The organism is Vibrio fortis (assembly GCF_024347475.1).
Taxonomy (GTDB): Bacteria; Pseudomonadota; Gammaproteobacteria; order Enterobacterales; family Vibrionaceae; genus Vibrio; species Vibrio fortis.
The window spans coordinates 1,248,140-1,267,513 of sequence record NZ_AP025488.1 but is presented as its reverse complement, the minus strand read 5'-3'; the positions used below and the strand labels follow the sequence as shown (position 1 = coordinate 1,267,513).

Genomic DNA, 19,374 nt, shown 5'->3' with positions numbered 1-19,374 from the left:
AATGATAATACAACTTATTGTTTAACAGAGTGTAAATTTTAAAAAATGTGAGAATAGGGATTGGTGATAATTTAAACAATTATCTTGTTGTTGATGGACATTAACTGTTAAACTTGAGGCATAACAACGGACAGAACTGGCTAGATGGATTTGGATTTAGTTAGGATAAGATTGTTATGTTCAAATTTTACGATTTCCTTCACGAAATAGGCATTGTTGTCCTAGAGCAGCAAGCCTCCCACAATGATTTCTCTGCTGACTACCATTACTCAAGTTCTCGTTATCAAATTGAAGAGCCAGCAAAAAAGAGAATTGCAGATTATCTATCCTCTAATGTGCTCAAGCGATTGAATTGTGGTGACGTCACCGATTCTAAAGGTGTCATTGCTTTTTCATTTGGCGATAGCGACGACGTTAACCAACATCTTGCTAAGGAAGTGGAGCGATTTCACCAAGAAAATCCACTTGCTCCTTGTTATGTACAACAAGAAGTCGCGGCTCATTTGAAAGTAACCCCTCATGTGAGCATTCAAAACAGCGCTTACCAAACCACAACGGATGTTGCGAGAGCAGCGTTGAATGATATTGGTCTTGCTAAGATCACTGTGATCGCTCAGTCGTGGCATGCTCAGCGCTGTATCGAAACTTGTGAATCACTTGGCTTTGAAGTGGTTGCACTTCGAGTCAGTGACGGCTTTCCAGCCAAAGACCCGCAACCTTGGGTGAGAAATCCGATTAACTGGATCATTAAAGAGAGTCATCGTGAAGTCGCGACAGGCTACGAGATTAGTGAGCAGTTTAATTTGGTATAAAAGCGATAATGAAGAAATCTAAACACAAGGTTATCGTTAACTTCATGAAATTGTGAAAGTTGTGCGATAGTCCAAGTTATCGAGAAATTACAAAGAGATAATCTTAAATTAATTCTTCATTCTCCTGAAACAAGTCAATTCTTGTCTATACTCACTGTATAATAATATGCAACTAAGTGAGTTGGCTTAATATGGATGATTTGAAACTGAGCCCTTTTCACAGTGTGAAGAGAGAGGCTTGGGCTGCCGTTGGCTTTAGTATGGGCATTAATCTTCTGGTGTTGGCAGTACCAGTCTATAGTTTACAACTGTTCGATAGGGTAATGAGCAGTGCTAGTATTGAAACACTGTTTGCATTGCTCGGTATCACTCTCTTTTTGGTGACCTCTCAGTCTGCGCTCGAATATATTCGCACCTTGCTCATGCAGCGGTCTGCGCTCAAGTTAGACACTCAACTCAGTGGACAGTTGTTGGATCTCAGTATCTCTACCTCTTCTCAGACTAACAGTATTGATAAGCAGCCACTGCACGATCTGAGCACGCTGCGTAACTTTCTAGCTTCGCCATCCACCTCTTCAATCCTTGATCTTCCTTTTACGCCACTGTTCCTGTTTCTGCTGTTTTTTCTACATCCTTACATTGGCATTGTCGCTTTAACAGGAGCGGTTGTGTTTTCTCTGTTGACGGTCGTGATGATGCTCGGTGGACGCAAAGTAAGTGGTGTCGCACAGGAAGAGACAGGAAAAGTTGCAATGGAGCTTAACGACTTTTTACGTAACGCACCGACACTTAAAGCTATGGGCATGAGCCAAAATATCGGCAAGGTTTGGGAAGAGAAAAATCATAGAGTATTAAGCCTACAATGGTTGGTTAATGCGCGAGTCGGGTTGCTGTTAGCCGTGAGCCGCTATTTCAGAACGTTATTACAAGTTGTGGTGTTAACACTGGGCGTTTATTTGGCTCTGCAACAACAGATAGGATTGGGTGCCGTTATTGCCAGCTCAATCTTAATTGGTCGTGTATTGAGCCCGTTTGAAAGTGCTGTCAGTGGCTGGAAATCTTGGTATAGCGCATATCAATCTTGGAGTCGCTTAAAAAAATGCGCCTCATTGACCAATCCTTCCGCTAAAACCTTACTTCCCAAACCTCGTGGGGAGATTCAATTCAATAATGTCTCATTGAAGTTTCCAGGAGCAAAAGCCCCGACGTTACAGGGTATCAACTTCAAATTAGGAGCGGGCCACGCACTTGCAGTGATGGGCAACTCTGGCTCTGGTAAATCATCACTGGCAAGCCTATTAATGGGCATACACAAAGCAAGCGTTGGTGAAATTAAGATAGATGGTGCAACCGTCGAAAAGTGGGATCAGAACCAATTTGGACAATACATTGGTTATCTTCCTCAGCATGTAGGATTACTAGCCGGAACAGTGAAGCAAAACATATCTCGCTTCTCCGATTGTAACGATGAAGATGTTGTTTCTGCAGCGAAACTTGCGTGTATCCATGAGCTGATTATGGCGTTACCAGATGGGTATGACACCTACATCGGTGAAGGCGGAATCTTACTGTCTGGCGGTCAAAAGCAGCGCATCGGGCTTGCACGAGCTATCTATTCAAATCCGAAAGTTCTGGTTCTTGATGAACCTAACTCCAACCTCGATCCGGAAGGTGAAACCGCGCTTGCGATTGTCCTGCAGCACTGTAAAGAGAACAGCATTACCGTTGTGATGATCTCCCATCGTCCTGGCTTCTTACGTCAAATGGATTGGGTCATTAGCTTAAAAGAAGGGCGCGTCGAGAAAGCGGGAACGTGTGAGCAGTTCTTAGGGTTGCGAGATGGCGACACCATCAATACCAACAAGATTGATCAAGTCAAAGAACAACGCAGGGGATAGGAGTCGTTATGGAACGCGAATTCAGTACACGTAAATTGATTATTCTTGGCTCTGCAATCCTACTTGTGACCGTTGGAGGTTTTCTCTTTTGGTCAATGACAATGTCGTTGAGCTCAGCTTCAGTTGCGCACGGTAACTTGGTGGTTGAGAGCAAAAGAAAGCAAATTCAGCATTTACAAGGTGGTTGGGTTAAAGAGGTGTTGGTTAAAGATGGCGAACAGGTAGAAGTAGGTCAAGTGCTGCTTGAACTTTCAGATACCAAGTCCGAATCCGATTATAAACGTTACCTTTACCGAAACTTCTCGCTAGTGGCACAAAAGGCACGCCTCGAAGCGCTTTTGAACGAATCAGAAGAGCCTCAGTGGCCAGAAAGCTTGATTGGTGAAGAACGAGATTCGCTGATTGTCATGCCTATTGTGAACAGCGAGAGAGTGCAGTTCGAACAAGGGTTATTGAGAAAACAGTTGATTGACTCTTTATACAGCCAAAAGTCGACTCTTTACAAAGAAAAGATTCAGGGTAATCAGTTTCAGAAAAAAGCCGTCGCTTCGCAGCGTGATTTGATCAAACAAGAGATCGATATGACTAAGGGCTTAGTGGCGAAAGGTTACGTATCTAAAACTCGCATGCTGGAGCTTCGTCGCCACTTGGCTCGAATTGATGGTGAGCTCGCTGAAATCAATGTGACCATAGATGTCACGAAGCGAGAATTAGAAACATTAGAACAGAGCTACAAAAGTCAGTTATTGGATTTGAAACGCGATTACGCTCAACAGCTTAAATCCGTCAATGATGAGGTGAGGGACGTCAAACAGGTGATGAATACACTAGAAGATGTACGTTCACGTATTCAGATCCGAAGCGAATTCAAGGGACGTGTTGTTGGGTTAAATATCTCTAGTGTTGGTGGGGTTGTACGCCCGGGGCAGGTTCTGATGGAAATTGTCCCAGACAGCGATGAGCTCATTGTTGAAGCTATCGTGCCTCCTAGAGACATAGATATTGTCCGCTCAGGGCAAGATGCAAGGATACGTTTGACGGCATACAGTGCAAGGCAAGTACCGCCGGTATTGGGTGAAGTGATTCATGTGTCTGCTGACCGAGTGGTGAAAGGTGGCGACGCGGATGAAAAAGACCAAGGCTATTTGGTCAAAATCCGGTTTGATCGTGACGATCTTCAGTCATTGCAAGCGGAAAACCAAATTGAACTGTATCCGGGGATGCTTACCGAGGTATTGATTTTAGTAGAAGAACGTACGCTGTGGGATTATCTGATAGGCCCACTCACCAGTGGTATGGCTAAGGCTATGAGGGAAACATAATGCATGAGTCGATGGTGTTTTGGTTAGGTTTTTATTTGTGCTTCTTTGCGATGAGTAGTTACGTCGGTTTCAAAAAGAACAACTTAGTGGCGGGTGTTCTACTTGGATACGTACTTGGCCCGATTGGGCTGATTTTGTTACTGATGAGCAGTGACCGAAAGCAGGGTACTTGTCCACATTGCTCGCAGCGGATTGACCGTCAATCTTATATCTGCCCGAAGTGTGAGCAGAAGTGCTACAAACAAGTGATTTAAGGAGGCCACTGTGAGTAAAGGACCTATTGCGTTGATGACTGCTGTAGCCATCACTTCGACCGCTGCGGCAGGCTACTTTGGTTATAAAAACGCGAGTATTGAATCGCGAATTGATACCTTGATTGCCGAAAGAGTTTCGGAGAAAGACGCAGATATAGAAGCATTGAACGAGGTGATTGCGGAGCTGACCGATCAAATGGCTTCAATGACATACGTTAAACAGATGGACGATGAAACGTATGAAAGTCAAATCGCAGCCGCTGATCTCAAGCTGGTGGAAATGTCACAAGAAATAGATGAATTAACCGAGCAGTTAGCTGCCTCCAATATCGCTTTGGCTAAGGCGAATAAATCAGCTCGTACTTACCGTTCTCGATATCTCTCTGAAAAAGATTCGGTGAAAAGTGCCAAGCTTGCGATGAATGAGCAATTAGCCAAAGAGAAATTTGCTCTTGCGCAACAAAATCAAAAAGCATTAGAGGCTCAACGAACTGAGTTAGAAGGTGAGTATTCGACAAAAGCGCAAAGGGCTGAGACAGAAAAGCGGGTCGATGAAATCATGACTAATTTCTCAAACTTACGCGTAGACTTAGATTTGGTTAACAAGTGCGACCCTGAGTACTTAGAACGTTATGGGGAGGCTAAAAGCATGCTTAACCATATGCGTACTTACATTCAACAAAATGAACTTAGCTCCGAATATTACTTCTTTGTGATTTCAAATGATGCTCAGCTAACCCGTAAAACCCGAGAGATCTGTATTGAAGGGTGAACGGATACAATTAGGGCGTATTGCTTTGGTTTAAGGCTCTGGAACAGTATGGTTTTGTAGCCAAGTTAAGATGGACTCAAATGAGTCCATCTTTTTTATGAACCATTACATTGTGAACTATCTGGTCGTATTGATGTGTTATGTCGTATCGAATGGTGTGAAACAGAAAGCGGCTCTTGATGAGCCGCTTATTGGAGAGTGAATGAAGCGTGTTATACGTCTTCTGAATCTGGGAAGTTGATGTCACCGCTATTCAAGTCGCTCCAAATAACCACTTCTTGTCCTGCTTCACTTTCAAAGCGATAGCCGTATAGCGAGCCTGTGTCGATGTTACTTTCACGATAGATATCTTGAAGACTGTCGCTCATCTCTAGGTGGCTCTCAGTAAGCTGCCAGCCCCAACCAGACACATCAATACTACTTGCACCTGTACATACAAATTGGCCTGCTGTGTCACCAGCGGTGTTATTGGCTGCAATCTTATCCAGAGCAAGCGCGAGTTCAGTATCACTTGAACTGATTTTCACACCCTCAATCTCTTGGAACGTATTGTGAGTCATATCGATCATTTGACTCTGATTGTCACCGCCGACAACCAGTACGTCGAAGTCTGAACCGCCACTAAAGTGAACCACGCCTGCTTCCCCTGATTCAATCTCACTAGAGTCAAAGATCAGTTGGTCATTGCCCGCGCCGCCATAAAGTTGGTCGATCCCTTCACCGCCGTCGAGGATATCGTTACCCACTTGGCCGAATAGGGTGTCATTACCAGAGTCGCCAGACAGTCTATCGTCACCTTCGCCGCCATCTAAGGTATCCGCGTTGTTGTTACCACTTAATGTATCGTTACCTTCACCGCCCGATACATAGTCGTCACCCGAACCCCCGGATAGTTTATCGTCGCCACTCGCACCATATAACATATCGTTGCCTCCATTACCTGATAGTGTGTCGTTGCCGTCTTCACCAAATAGAGTATCGGCAGAGCCACCGCCGCCAAGGTTATCGTCTCCAGATCCACCCCATAATGTATCTTCGCCTGAATCACCTCTTAGGGTATCGTCGCCTTCACCACCCACGAGTGTGTCGTTACCGGAACCTCCAGATAGGTAGTCGTTACCCGCACCGCCATCTAGAGTATCTTGGTCATCCTGACCGTACATGATGTCATTGCCTTCGCCACCTTCGAGGGTATCGTCTCCATCGCCTGCATATAGCTTATCGTTATCAGAACCGCCGAATAAACTATCGTTGCCAGCACCAGAGGATAGGGTATCTGCACCCGTACCACCGTAAAGTGTGTCTGAACCGCTACCAGTAGTGATTGAGTCGTTCCCCTCGTCACCAGAAACAGTACTGTTACCGGAATTCACTCTGATCGTATCGCTGCCTTCACCACCGGCAATGGTATTGGTGTCGCCACTCGCGGTAATATTGTCGTTTCCTTCACCGCCAGTAATATCGTTGGTTCCGCCAGACACCGTAATAGTGTCATTTCCTGTGCCACCAGCAGTCGTGTTGACGCTGCCAGTAACGGTGATTGTATCGTTGCCGTCATCACCGGAAATGTCATTGACGCCACCACCTGTGGAGCTGATGATATCGGCACCCGCGCCACCCGAAACTGTGTTGCTTGCGCCCGTCAATTGGATGTTGTCATCACCATCACCACCATCGATGATGTTGTTGTTTGAGGTATCTTCGATGTAGTCGTCACCATCACCACCAATTAGGGTGTCAGCACCGGAGCCACCTAGGAGCGTATCATTACCTTCACCACCTGATAGAGTATTATTGCCGCCTTCTGCTATCAGTTTATCGTCGCCTAGGCCGCCAGATAAGGTATCGTCGCCAGAACCGGAATAAAGTTGGTCATCGCCGGCATCACCAGCCAAGTTATCATTACCCGCACCACCAAAGATAAGGTCGTTGTCGTCGCCCCCTGAAACGGTATCGTGGCCTTCGCCAGCATCGATTAAGTCTTCCCCTTCATTACCGGAAAGGTTGTCATTGCCCGCTGCACCAGAAAGAATATCGTCACCTAGACCGCCTGTCGCAGTATCTGCACCCGCACCACCATAAAGTGTGTCGTCGCCTTCACCGAGTGTGATCTTATTTGTACCATCCTCGCCATACACGGTGTCATCACCTGTACCTGCGTCAATGGTGTCGTTACCACTACCTGCGTAAAGGACATCGTCTCCGCCTTCGCCAGTGATCGTATCGTTGTCCGCGCCCCCGTATAAGGTATCAGCTTGTTCGCTACCAATCAGCGTATCGTCACCTTCGCCACCGAAAATGTTGTGGCTACCCGTAGCAGCAGCGATAAGCGTATCATTGCCTTGTTCACCGAGTAGGGTATCTTGACCATCATCGCGGATAACGTCATCGCCGTCACCACCAGCCAAAAGGTCATAGCCATCACCACCAATGAGTTCGTCGTTACCTGCACCCCCAAATAGGGCATCGTCACCATCACCACCTTTAAGTACGTCGTCGCCACTCCCTGCATCAATGTGGTCATTGCCTGCGCCTGCATCAATAGTATCCGCACCATCGCCTGCATATATTTGGTCGGCGCCTTCGCCAGTCGTTATGTTGTCGGAGTTGATACCACCGTAGACAGTATCATCACCTAGGCCTGTATCGATCGTATTGGCGCCAGATTCACCATAGACAGTGTCGTTTCCTTGTCCAGTGGTGATGTTATCGGTTCCTGAACCCGCATAAACGGTGTCATGGCCAGCACCAGAGGTAATGGTATCGTTGCCTGAACCTCCGGAAAGTAGGTCATCTTGGTCGGAACTGGTAATAAAGTCATCGCCACTTTCACCATAGATTTCGCTGCGACCAGTACCACCATCAAGTTGGTCATTACCCGTACCGCCAACAAGAATGTCGTCGCCTTCGTCACCTTTGATAACGTCGTCGCCATCATCACCGATTAGGGTATCGCTACCGATACCGCCGTGAATCACATCATCGTTGGCACCACCCAGTACAGTATCGTTGCCAGCGCCTGCATAGATCTCATCGCTACCTTGGTTACCTTCAATGAAGTCGTCACCTTCGCCAGCTTGAATTGAATCGTCACCGCTACCGCCGTATAGGCTGTCGTTTTCTGTAGAGCCGGTTAGGGTGTCTTCTCCGCTACCACCATAGAGCTCACTTGCATTCAGGCCTGCAGTAATAGTGTCATTACCACCTTCACCAAACAGTTGGTTGTTGCCCGCGACACCTTGGATAACGTCGTCGTCAGCACCGGCATAAACTTGGTCATTACCTGAGCCCGCAACAATGGTATCTTGTCCGGCACCGGTAAACGCTTTGTCGTGCCCCTCACCAAGGTTGATGTTGTCACTGCCGCTACCAGAATAAACGGCATCGTGGTCAGCACCAGAATCGACAGTATTGTCTCCATCACCAGCATAAACGGTGTCGTGACCAGCGCCGGTTTGAATCGAATCTTGCCCAGCTCCTGTATACATCAAATCATCGCCTGAACCTGAAGCAATGGTGTTATCACCGTCACCAGCAAAGATCGTGTCGTGGCCTTCGCCAGTATCAATCGTGTCGTTACCGTAGTCTGTATAGATGGTATCGTCGCCCGCGCCTGATGTGATTTGGTTATGTCCAGTTTCACCAAATACCGTGTCAGCACCTTCTCCCGTATCGATGATATCGTCGCCAGAACCAGCATAGACTTGGTCGTCGCCTAGGCCTGTTGTGATGGTATCGACACCTTCATTACCATGAACAATGTCGTCACCTTCACCACCATCAATCACATCATCACCTTGACCGCCAAAGAGTTGGTCGTTACCAGCGCCGCCGGTTAATGTGTCATCACCGATGTCACCATAAAGTGTGTCGTGTCCTTCGCCACCACTCATGATGTCATCACCAAATTCACCCACTAAGGTATCGTGACCCTCACCGCCGGTGATGGTGTCGTGTCCATCACCACCAAGCAGTAGGTCGTTACCTGCATCGCCAGAGATTTGGTCAGCCCCCGCGCCACCGAGTATGAAATCATCACCTTCGCCACCAGCGATGACATCGTCGCCTTGTTCACCATGAATTTCGTCGTTGCCTTGGTTGCCTTCAAGAACATCGTTGCCTTTACCACCGAAGAGTTTGTCGTTCCCTTCACCCCCATAAAGGGCATCTTGGCCATCATCACCGATCAGAGTATCGTGTCCGTCTCCCCCGTGGAGAACATCATCACCCAGCTCGCCCATTAATAGGTCGTCACCTTTGCCGCCATGTATAGTGTCGTCACCGTCAGAGCCGAGTAGGGTATCGTTGCCCGTGCCGCCATCTAGGTAATCGTCTCCATTACCGCCCACTAAAACATCGTCACCAGCTTCACCGTATAAAGTATCGTTGTTAATGTCACCATCGAGGAAGTCATTACCTTCGCCACCGTAAATGGTGTCGTTGCCTTGCTGGCCTTTGAGAATGTCATCTCCACTACCACCATCAATGGTATCATCATAAATGTTTCGAACTGCCACGTTCATGTCGTCAATGGTAGAGATAATCTCGCCATTTTCGTTTAAGAAGGTAAAGGTGACTGCGCCGCTGTCACCAATAGAGGATTCAGGTATTTCAGTATCTACGGTGATGTTTCCATTCGCGTCTACTGTTGCAATTTGAGAAGCGATGATGGTTCCGTTTTCGTCGGTAAGCTGTACGGTCACAGTACTATTCGGTGAGAAGCCACTGGCAGATGTTGAGGTATTGACAGCCTGATTGACGGCGAAGTTGTCTAATCTAACGGTATGGGAAGATTGTTGCTCATTGGTTTGTGCATCAAACTCATAAGCGGTGTACGATTCGCCCCATGAGTCGTCGCCACTCGTTGGGGTATCACTGTTCTCTTCATGGTTGTATTCTATGTCGCCTAGTACTGTGTCATTACCACTGCCCGACGAGATATTATCGCTACCTTCACCTGCAGCAACAAAATCATCACCTGCTAGAGTGCTTATTTCGTCATTACCCGCGCGGCTATTTACATTATCGTCTTGGTCTGTACCTACTATAAGATCGTCGTGTTTAGTTCCTTCCATGAGCCTTCTCCTAGCCGTATGAGGTGATATTGTCTGACGTTAAGCTTCAAATAGTCTGGTCTTGCAATTAGCGCATTTATTTGAATCTCATATTGCTAATTGCATTTATGGTGCCAGTTGCATACTTTGAGTTGTAACTTAAGATTAGACGGCTTGAAGCGCTTTGCCACAAAGAATCTCAAAACGAATGAAATCAATGAGTAATGGTAGGAGATGACTAAAAAGCGAAACTGTACGCTAAGGTAATAGAGCCATCTTTGAAACGACCTGTGTCTTCACCTCTGTCTGAAGAGTTCCAGCGATTCCCAGAATAATTGTTATATTGCAAAGTGATGGTGCCAGGTCGCCAGTCAAAGTAACCGAAACCGTAGGTATAGTCTGGGTTCCAAGGTTGTTGTTGCTGTTTGTCAAAATAGTAAAACGCGGTGCCATTGACATACCAGTTGCCCCAAATTGAATACTTGCACCCGAGGCTAACGGTTTGGTGATTATTTTTATATTGGGTGGACGCAAGGTCGAAATATTCAGGTGTGAAGTTATAGTCAATTTGGCAACCTATTGCGCCGTCATCGGTGAACCTAAAAAGATCGACAAAAGGGGACTTGATAGGGAATTTCCACCCTAGCGACCATGTTCCTTGTTTGAACTCGGTGCGGCTTTGTCCGGGATCAGGGTTAAACCGGTTCCCTCCGTAATTTGAATAGACCAAACTCAGCGTATAAGGGCGCCAGTCACTGTAGCCAAACACATAAGTGAAATCTGGGTTCCACGCCTGCTGTTGGTCACTGTCTAAATAGTGATAAACGGTACCAGACACAAACCAGGCACCTGCTATGGTGTATTTTAAAGATAGCGTTAGGGTTTGATTAACGTTGGATGGGCCTTGAGTACTGCCTGCTGGAATATTGGCTGACTCTGTCTCCGCCAGTGGTTGGTGAAAACCTACGTTACCACTCAGCCCATCAAAGAGCTCTCGGTCTTCCCAATCTTGAAAAGGAAACGCAAATGAACTGGATACTCCTTTCCAGATCTCATCGATTTCGTCGTCGGTTGGTACCTCCTGTTTGGAGTTATTATGGCCATTGCTCGACAGCGTCGCGTTCTCTTGAGGTGGAGGAGCATGTGGGGCGGTATTCGCCAGAAAGCTGTCTGCCAATACGCTATTTGAAAATAGAACAGTAGCGATTATGAGTCTTTGTCGAATAGTTACTGTCATTTCTAACAATCCACTCCCTGTGATTGTGTTAAATACCGCACAACGTTAACTTAAGTATAACAAAATTATAAGAAACAATTTGCAAAGCAATGAGTTGAGTCTAACCTAAAGTAATAAAGCACGTGAACTAAAGCCAAAATCATAATTGGCAGAAGTGTGATAAGACGTCAGAAAAGGCTTAAGGTAAAGAATGAAGGATATTCTGCTGGTTGATGATAACCGTACCATATTGATTTATATGAGTTCGGTTTTGAAAAAGCGCGGCTATCAAGTGCACACTGCGACTGGTGGTGAAGAAGCACTACAGATACTAGCCGACCATGATGATATCCAGCTTGTTCTCAGCGATTGGATGATGCCAGGCATGAGCGGGGTCGAACTGTGCAGCGAGCTTAAGTCCAAAAATTACGATCGTTATATTTTCTTTGTTCTTCTCTCTTCAAAAGGTGACGAAGCCTCAATCATCAACGGCATTGATGCAGGTGCCGACGATTTCATTGATAAAAAAACATCCATCGATGAGCTAGATGCTCGTGTTAGAGCTGGTTTTCGCACTTTAGTCCTCCACAATGAAGTGGTTGATAAAAACACCAAGCTCGACAGAGCCTATGAGACGATTAAGCGTGATCTTGACTCTGCAAGTGAACTTATTCGTCAAATCCTACCAAAGACCAAGCATTTTAGTTGTGTTGAGCTGAGCTATATCTCTATTCCAAGTGCGCAAGTGGGCGGAGATATGCTCGGATACATGCAGCTCGACACTGATCACGTCGCTTTCTACCTATTCGATGTTGCCGGTCACGGCGTTTCGTCCGCGCTGATGTCTTTCTCTGTGCAAACAAGTTTATCGGTACAGCAGGGTAGTTCTTCGGTTGTTCTTAAAAATGAAGGCGACACTTCAACGGTATGTGCACCGGCTGATGTGGTATCCAAACTCAACGAAATGTACATGAGTAATGATGCCAACATTCTCTACTTCACCATGATTTATGCCGTGCTAAATGTAAAAACAGGCTTGATGTCATATTGCTGTGCTGGTCACCCACCTTTGGTTTGGTATCACGGAAATCAAGGAAACGCAGAACTGATTGGTCACGATAACTTTGTTGTCGGGGCTTTTGATGACGTGGAGTATCAAGCTGCACAAATTCAACTTCAACCAGGTGACAAAATCTGGTTCTACTCTGATGGCATCACAGAAGCCGATAACGGAGACGAACAGTATTCCGAAGAAGGCTTGCGAGAAGCTATCGAACAACTGAGTCAATATCCGATTCAACGACAAACCGAATTATTAGTAAATAACGTTAGAGACTGGACCAAGTCAGACTGTTTCGATGATGACGTCAGCGTCTTAGTTGCAGAATGGAAAGGCCCTCAAGAAGGAGAAGCTCAATGCGATATGAAATTAGTCAACAAGGCAACAGCACAGTTCTTCAAGTAAACGAAGAGCGATTTGACGCCAAACTGGCACCACAGTTTAGAGAAGTTTTGGAGACACTAACGCCGGATCTATTGCCAAATGTTGTGCTTGATATCAGTAACGTTAAGTTCATGGATAGCAGTGGTCTAGGTGCAGTTATGGGTGTGTATAAGATGCTTCGCGACAAGAAAATCGCCGTTGCAAACGCTCAAAAACCCGTTCAAGACCTGTTTAAACTCACGCGTATGGATAGGCTGATCAAGACTTATACCAGCGTTGATGAAGCACTCGCGACTGCTGTGTAAAGGGGGGCTGATATGAAAGGGATGATCTTAGCAGCAGGGAAAGGTACACGAGTTAAGCCAATTACTCAGTCGCTGCCTAAGCCAATGATTCCAATCCTGGGTAAGCCGGTAATGGAATCGATGATTGAGCTCTTTTCACAACACAATATCAATAAGATTGTGATTAACACTAGCCACTTGGCGGAAGTTATCGAAGGGTACTTCGGCGATGGGCATCACTTCGATGTTCAGCTTTCGTACTCCTATGAGGGCGAATGTGTTGATGGAAAATATCAAAGTAAAGCGCTGGGCTCGGCTGGCGGTATGCAGAAAATTCAGCAGTTTTCAGGCTTCTTTGATGAGACCTTCGTGGTTGTTTGTGGTGATGCTTGGATCGACTTAGATCTGACTGAAGCCGTTCGCAAGCATAAAAAAAATGGCGGTATCGCAACCATCATTACCAAAAGCGTCATTTTAGATGAAGTTGAAAAATACGGTGTTGTCGTCGCTGACGAAAAAGGGCTTGTTACCAGTTTCCAAGAAAAGCCATCCAAAGAAGAAGCGCTCTCTACTCAAATAAACACGGGTATTTATATTTTTGAACCAGCCATCTTTGATTACATACCAAAGGAGGGGGAATACGATATTGGTAGTGAGTTGTTCCCAATGCTGGTGGAGAAGCATGTACCGTTTTACGCCGTTGAGATGAACTTCCAATGGCTCGATGTGGGCAACATCACGGATATCTGGAGTGTGACCAAAGATATCTTAGAGGGCAAAGTACCAGGTTATCGTATCCCGGGTACTCAAGTAAAAGCTGGCGTATGGGTTGGGATCAACACCGTGGTTGATGTTAATAACTGTAATCTTCAGCCGCCTGTTGTTATCGGAAGTGGGTGCAAAGTTGACCCTAATGCCAAAGTGATCGGCCCGGCGTTGATTGGTGCAAACTGCCAGTTAGATGAAAAAGCAGTGGTAGAAGAGTCGCTTATCTTTGACAACATTCATGTCAAAGAAGGTTGTCATATTAAACATCAAACCATCTTTGGTCAGTACTGCATTGGACATGATGGCGAGCAAAACCATGATTTGAACTGGTGCAATCTGCGTACCTACGCTGCGCACAATCGTGTATCTGACATGTTGAATGGTATGTAGCAGAGGAGTGTGCCGATGTTAGACGTATTCGAACAAGCTTATAAAAGCTCCTTAGAGACCTCGCGACAAGTCGCCGTAGAACTCAACGATTATTGGTCTGGTATAGGCATTTCTCCAGTATTAGCCACTCAGTTAGAACTGTGTGTCGTTGAGATGGTGAACAACACTTATATACACGCGTACAGCGAACAAGAAGGCAAGCCAGTCAAAGTTAAGTGCAACCTAAACGAAGACTCAAAAACCAAGACGATTTGTATCGATATTATCGATAGAGGCGAACCCATGACACAAACTCAGTTGGAAAAGGCTTTGTCCAACGAATTTGTGGATATGGACCCTGATGACGACACTACTTGGGCGACATCTGGAAGAGGATTCATGATTGTTTCTGCATTGATGGATGACGTCAAGCTACGTGTAGAGGATGGAGAAAACTGTTTCATGATGACTAAGGAACTTGAAGAAAGCGACCTTATAGAAAACGTGTGTCCCCCCTGATTAGAACATTCTAATAAGAGATGGCTAGGTCAATAAAATAGGGAAAGGAACAAATGGATAATTATTTTGAGAAGTTTGAACACAGGGTGCCACCAGAACCTGTACCTCATAGTATTCCCAGAGAGCTTCTGTATCAGTATTTAGCAACATGTAACTTAACACTTGGCATTTGGTATCTGGGTTGGCGTTGGATGTATGCGCTTAACTATGATGCTTTATGGTTCTCGTTACCTTTGGCATTTGCAGAGTCTTGTGCATTTATCGGTTCAATGCTGTTCACTTATAACTTGTGGAAAGTCGAAGATGAACCAAAGAAATCACCCCCATACAAAATATCTGAATGTAGCTTAGATACTCAAGAAGATAGACCCATCAGCGTCGATGTGTTCTTTCCTAGCTACGATGAAGAGCCTGAGCTGGTTAAATTGAGTATCTTAGATGCACAGAAGATCACTTATCCGCACGATATTACGATCAAAATCTTCATACTTGATGATGGTAAGCGCCCAGAAATGGAAGCGATGGCTAAAGAGATGGGCGTTGGTTACATCACCCGTGATGGTAATGTCGGTTTCAAGGCGGGTAACCTACGTAATGCGATGGAACGTACCAGTGGCGACTTTGTTGTTATTTGTGATGCGGATACCCGTCCTTTCTCAACCATTCTTGAAAACACACTTGGTTACTTTAGAGACCCTACAGTGGCTTGGGTTCAAACACCACAATGGTTCTTCGACTTGCCTGAAGGCGAGCGTTTACCTGAGTTTCTTGAAAGAAAAGTGGGTACATGGGCCAAATCTATTGGTTCTGGTATTGAGAAATTCTATGGCCCTGTAACGCTGGGTGAAGACCCGTTTGTAAACGATCCGCAAATGTTCTACGACGTTATTCAACGTCGACGCAACTGGGTGAACTCGTCTTTCTGTTGTGGTGCCGGCTCAATTCACCGTCGTGAAGCAGTAATGGAAGCGGCGCTAAGAGCTTATGCAGAACAAATCACCAAAGAACAAGATGAGATCGAAGCGCAGATCCGCCGTCTAACCAAAGAGAAGAAGGTTGAGCAGTCGGTATCGGATAACCTGCGTGATGAGATCTTGTTTGATACGGAATTTACTCCCTACAAGTTCCATGTGTCTGAAGACCTTTATACGTCGATCGTCCTACACTCTGACCGCGAGCGTAATTGGCGCTCGGTGATGCATCCGAATGTGGAGAGTAAAATGCTCTCGCCACAAGATTTACAAACGTGGACAGTGCAACGATTTAAATACTCTGGTGGCTCGATTGACATTTTCATGAATGACAATCCTATCTTCCGTAAAGGTCTGAACTTAAAACAAAAGTTGATGTATGGTGCAAGTTTTTGGTCCAATTTATCGGCGATCTGGAACATCGTGTTCTTAGCATGTCCAATCATCTACTTTTTGACATCGATAGCGCCAGTTAGTGCTTATGACGTGACTTTCTATCTCCACTTCTTGCCGTATGTGATCACGGCAGAGCTAGCGATGATGACAGGCACATGGGGTGTGGCGGGATATAAAGGCAAGACGAACTTCCTTTCTTTCTTCCCGGTTAACTTGCGGGCGTTATGGACTGTATTACGCGGGCGGAAAATCAGCTTCCCAACCACGCCGAAAGAGCGTCAAACCGGTAATTTCTTTAAGTTAGTTATACCTCAAGCAATGGTATTTGGGTTAAGTCTGTTTAGTTTGTTGTTCGCGTGGTTTGGCCATTCAACCGGCTCATGGGGAGATTACTCTGTGGGCGGTCTCGTTCTAAATACATTTTGGATTCTCAATAACATGTTAGCGATGTGGGGAATGATCGCTGCAGCATTCTGGACACCACCCGCAGAAAGCGAAGGTGAAGAAGCGACCAATTCAGAGGAGTTGAAGTATGGAGTTTAAGAAATCACTGGTAAATGCTCGTCACCACATCGTGTTCATCTTGGGGTTGGCAACAGCACTTATTATCGCTTTCAGTATCGAGACTCGAGAGTCGGGAAGGGTACTCGGAAATATCACCTTCGAAATACCAGAAGATATTCCATTCAAATCATCCCGTGTTCTTTCTGAGGAGGAGTTTGAATGGGCGAATGTGGCTTGGCAGTACTTTGAGAATAACTACCAAGAAAACACCGGTTTGGTGAACTCAGTAGATGGTTATCCTTCAACCACGATGTGGGATACAGCCTCTTATCTGATGGGGCTTATCTCTGCTGAGAAGATCAATATCATCTCAACTGAAGAGTTTGAGTTGCGTATGGAGAAGGCACTCACCACCTTGGCACGATTGCCTCTCGTTGACGGCCTATTACCTAACAAAGCGTACAACACTCAAACCCTAGAGATGGTGGATTACGCTAACAATCCGATTGAAAATGGTATCGGTTGGTCTGCGATCGATATCGGTCGAATCCTTGTTCCTATGAATATTATGATTTGGCAATATCCGCAGTTTAACAAGCAGGTTAACGACGTATTGAACCACTGGAAAGTGAGCGCGATGTTGGTTGACGGCTATATGTATGGTGCGCGTCCAACCTCCGATTCTAGCGTGATGGAACTGGTGCAAGAAGGTCGTATTGGCTATGAAGAGTACGCATCAAAATCCCTAGCTCTAATGGGGCGAGATGTATTTAACTCTATGAAATATATCGATTACCTAGATATGGTTGATGTTTATGGCATCGAAATCCCTACAGATAAACGCGACCCTTCAAAATTCCATGCTCATAACTATGTCGTGAGTGAGTCTTACATTCTTGATGGTATCGAATTCGGTGCAGATAGTGTGTCTAAGGTATTTGCACATCGCATTTTCCAAGCACAAGAGCGTCGTTACGAAGATACAGGGATCGTAACAGCAGTGAGTGAGGATAACGTCGATGAAGCACCATACTTTGTCTACAACACCGTGTTCTCGGATGGTGAAAAATGGAATGCCATCTCTGATGACGGCAAAGACCAATCACACTTGAAAACTCTATCAACTAAAGCCGCATTCGGGTGGTATGCACTTTATGATTCTGACTATACCGATGTTTTGATCAACGAAGCCTCGTCTCTGTACTCGGATGAAAAAGGTTGGTATTCGGGGCGCTACGAGATTGATGGTCGCACTAATAAAGCAGTGACAGCAAACACCAACGGAATCGTATTAGAGTCATTGGCTTATATTGAGAATGGACCGCTATTGACGATTGGTGAGTTGAAGTAAATCAGCGAATTAAAATAATAAGAAGGAATTTATATGCGAACGATTAGTCTTGGCTTGATCACTCTTGCAATCGTTGGTTGCGGTAGTAAATACAATCAATTCTCTGATGACATAGTTGACCGAAATACACACTGGACTGTTCCTCAACCTCGTCATGGTGAGTTGACTGAGAAAGAGATGGATATGGCCCGTATCGCTTGGAAGTATTTTGAAAACAACTACCAAGAATCGACGGGTTTGGTTAATGCGGTAAACAACTATCCATCGGTGACGTGGTGGGATGCGGCATCCTATCTTGCAGGCATGACCAGTGCGTATGAATTAGGGATTATTGAAAAAGAAGAGTTTGATAGACGACTCGTTCGCTTCCTAACCACTTTGAATACCCTTGACCTGTTTATGGGAGAGTTACCTAACAAGGCCTATAACACCCAGACAGCGGCTAAGGTGGATTATGGCAACCAACCAGGTGAGATCGGGTACTCAGCGCTCGATCTGGGTCGCTTGATGATATGGCTTTATATCCTTAAGAACCGTTACCCTGAGTTCGCAACCAGTATTGATTCAGTCATGTTAAGGTGGAATTACTGTAATGTGGTGGATGAAAACGGCACCATGTTTGGCGCACTGCTTGAACCGGGCAAAGAGGTGCAATACCTTCAAGAAGGGCGTCTTGGTTACGAAGAGTATGCAGCAAAGGGCTTTGAGCTTTGGGGCTTTGATACGACACAAGCTGCCATGGCAGAACCTTACGCTACCATTAATCTGTTTGGCTATGATGTTCCGTACGATACCCGCGATCCGCGTAAGCTCAAGGCGCATAGTTACGTTGTAACTGAAAGTTATGTTTTGGATGGTATCGAGATGGGTTGGGATTTAGTCGAGGACCGAAGCCCTCACGATTCGAGTTATTCCCACGAATGGATCGCCGAGTTCGCACTGCAAATCTATCGTGTTCAAGAAGAGCGTTACAAACAAACCGGTATTATTACTGCCCGTACCGAACACCAGTTAGCGGGTGCCCCTTACTTTGTTTATGACACCATTTATACCGATGGTTTTGCTTGGAATACGATTTCTGAGGTGGGTGATTATCTACCACAGTTCTCAGCGGTAGCTATCAAAGGTGCAATGGGGATGTGGGTACTGTGGGATACAGAGTATACCGACTTGTTGTTTGATCACGTCTCTACTGCTTACGACCGAGAAAAAGGCTTCTATGAGGGTATCTTTGAGAATGGTACCGGTCTTATCAACACCTTTACTTCCAATAATAACGGCATCACGTTAGAGATCTTACTGTATAAGAAGCAGGGCAAGCTACTTCAATACAAAGATCAGTTAGCCCCAAGTTTATGGGAGAAAGCACTAGAGTCGCCATTCGGTTATGAGGGCCAGTGTTTGCCTCGTAAAAAGATCAAACCCGTAGAATAAGGTTAT

At 45.7% G+C, this 19,374-nt stretch carries 14 protein-coding genes; 12 read left to right on the top strand and 2 right to left on the bottom strand.

The window, feature by feature from the left end; genetic code table 11:
* Positions 1–176: 176 nt before the first annotated feature.
* The 5 genes from OCV50_RS20120 (at position 177) to OCV50_RS20100 (ending at position 5,058) form a co-directional block, all read left to right on the top strand.
* Positions 177–812 (top strand): hypothetical protein, encoded by a 636-nt coding sequence (locus tag OCV50_RS20120; protein WP_261904414.1) that lies wholly within the window; start codon positions 177–179, stop codon positions 810–812.
* Between the two features lie 191 nt (positions 813–1,003).
* Entirely contained in the window at positions 1,004–2,710 is a 1,707-nt protein-coding gene (locus tag OCV50_RS20115; RefSeq protein ID WP_261904413.1) for a type I secretion system permease/ATPase, read from the top strand.
* 8 nt (positions 2,711–2,718) lie between these two features.
* Positions 2,719–4,032, top strand: coding sequence for an HlyD family type I secretion periplasmic adaptor subunit (locus OCV50_RS20110; protein WP_239840114.1), 1,314 nt, complete (start codon positions 2,719–2,721; stop codon positions 4,030–4,032).
* Positions 4,032–4,286, top strand: a complete 255-nt coding sequence (locus OCV50_RS20105; RefSeq protein ID WP_261904412.1) for a hypothetical protein — start codon at positions 4,032–4,034, stop codon at positions 4,284–4,286. The genes OCV50_RS20110 and OCV50_RS20105 overlap by 1 nt, the downstream gene beginning before the upstream one ends.
* 10 nt (positions 4,287–4,296) lie before the next feature.
* Entirely contained in the window at positions 4,297–5,058 is a 762-nt protein-coding gene (locus OCV50_RS20100; RefSeq protein WP_261904411.1) for a hypothetical protein, read from the top strand.
* 212 nt (positions 5,059–5,270) lie between these two features.
* On the opposite strand, the gene OCV50_RS20095 is transcribed toward OCV50_RS20100, so the two are convergent.
* Together OCV50_RS20095 and OCV50_RS20090 are read right to left on the bottom strand one after the other, a co-directional pair.
* On the bottom strand, positions 5,271–10,133 hold the full coding sequence (locus OCV50_RS20095; RefSeq protein ID WP_261904410.1) for a beta strand repeat-containing protein: 4,863 nt from the start codon (positions 10,131–10,133) through the stop codon (positions 5,271–5,273).
* A 217-nt stretch (positions 10,134–10,350) separates the two neighbouring features.
* Positions 10,351–11,349, bottom strand: coding sequence for a hypothetical protein (locus OCV50_RS20090; protein ID WP_261904409.1), 999 nt, complete (start codon positions 11,347–11,349; stop codon positions 10,351–10,353).
* A 190-nt stretch (positions 11,350–11,539) separates the two neighbouring features.
* On the opposite strand from OCV50_RS20090, the gene OCV50_RS20085 reads away from it, so the two are divergent.
* The 7 genes from OCV50_RS20085 to OCV50_RS20055 are packed head-to-tail and all read left to right on the top strand — an operon-like array spanning position 11,540 to position 19,368.
* Positions 11,540–12,793 carry a PP2C family protein-serine/threonine phosphatase gene (locus OCV50_RS20085; protein ID WP_261904408.1) on the top strand — a complete coding sequence of 418 codons (1,254 nt, stop codon included), beginning with the start codon at positions 11,540–11,542 and terminating at the stop codon, positions 12,791–12,793.
* The gene (locus OCV50_RS20080; protein ID WP_239840108.1) at positions 12,745–13,077 is read left to right on the top strand and encodes an STAS domain-containing protein; all 333 of its coding nucleotides are present in this window, start codon (positions 12,745–12,747) and stop codon (positions 13,075–13,077) included. Before OCV50_RS20085 ends, OCV50_RS20080 begins: the two co-directional genes overlap by 49 nt.
* Before the next feature lie 12 nt (positions 13,078–13,089).
* Positions 13,090–14,214, top strand: coding sequence for an NDP-sugar synthase (locus tag OCV50_RS20075; protein WP_261904407.1), 1,125 nt, complete (start codon positions 13,090–13,092; stop codon positions 14,212–14,214).
* A gap of 15 nt (positions 14,215–14,229) precedes the next feature.
* Positions 14,230–14,712 (top strand): ATP-binding protein, encoded by a 483-nt coding sequence (locus tag OCV50_RS20070; RefSeq protein WP_239840106.1) that lies wholly within the window; start codon positions 14,230–14,232, stop codon positions 14,710–14,712.
* Positions 14,713–14,765: 53 nt separating this feature from the next.
* Entirely contained in the window at positions 14,766–16,622 is a 1,857-nt protein-coding gene (locus OCV50_RS20065) for a glycosyltransferase family 2 protein (RefSeq protein WP_261904406.1), read from the top strand.
* Positions 16,612–17,934 carry a DUF3131 domain-containing protein gene (locus OCV50_RS20060; protein ID WP_261904405.1) on the top strand — a complete coding sequence of 441 codons (1,323 nt, stop codon included), beginning with the start codon at positions 16,612–16,614 and terminating at the stop codon, positions 17,932–17,934. Before OCV50_RS20065 ends, OCV50_RS20060 begins: the two co-directional genes overlap by 11 nt.
* 33 nt (positions 17,935–17,967) lie before the next feature.
* Positions 17,968–19,368: a DUF3131 domain-containing protein gene (locus OCV50_RS20055; protein ID WP_261904404.1), complete on the top strand. Its 1,401-nt coding sequence runs from the start codon at positions 17,968–17,970 to the stop codon at positions 19,366–19,368.
* Positions 19,369–19,374: the final 6 nt, after the last annotated feature.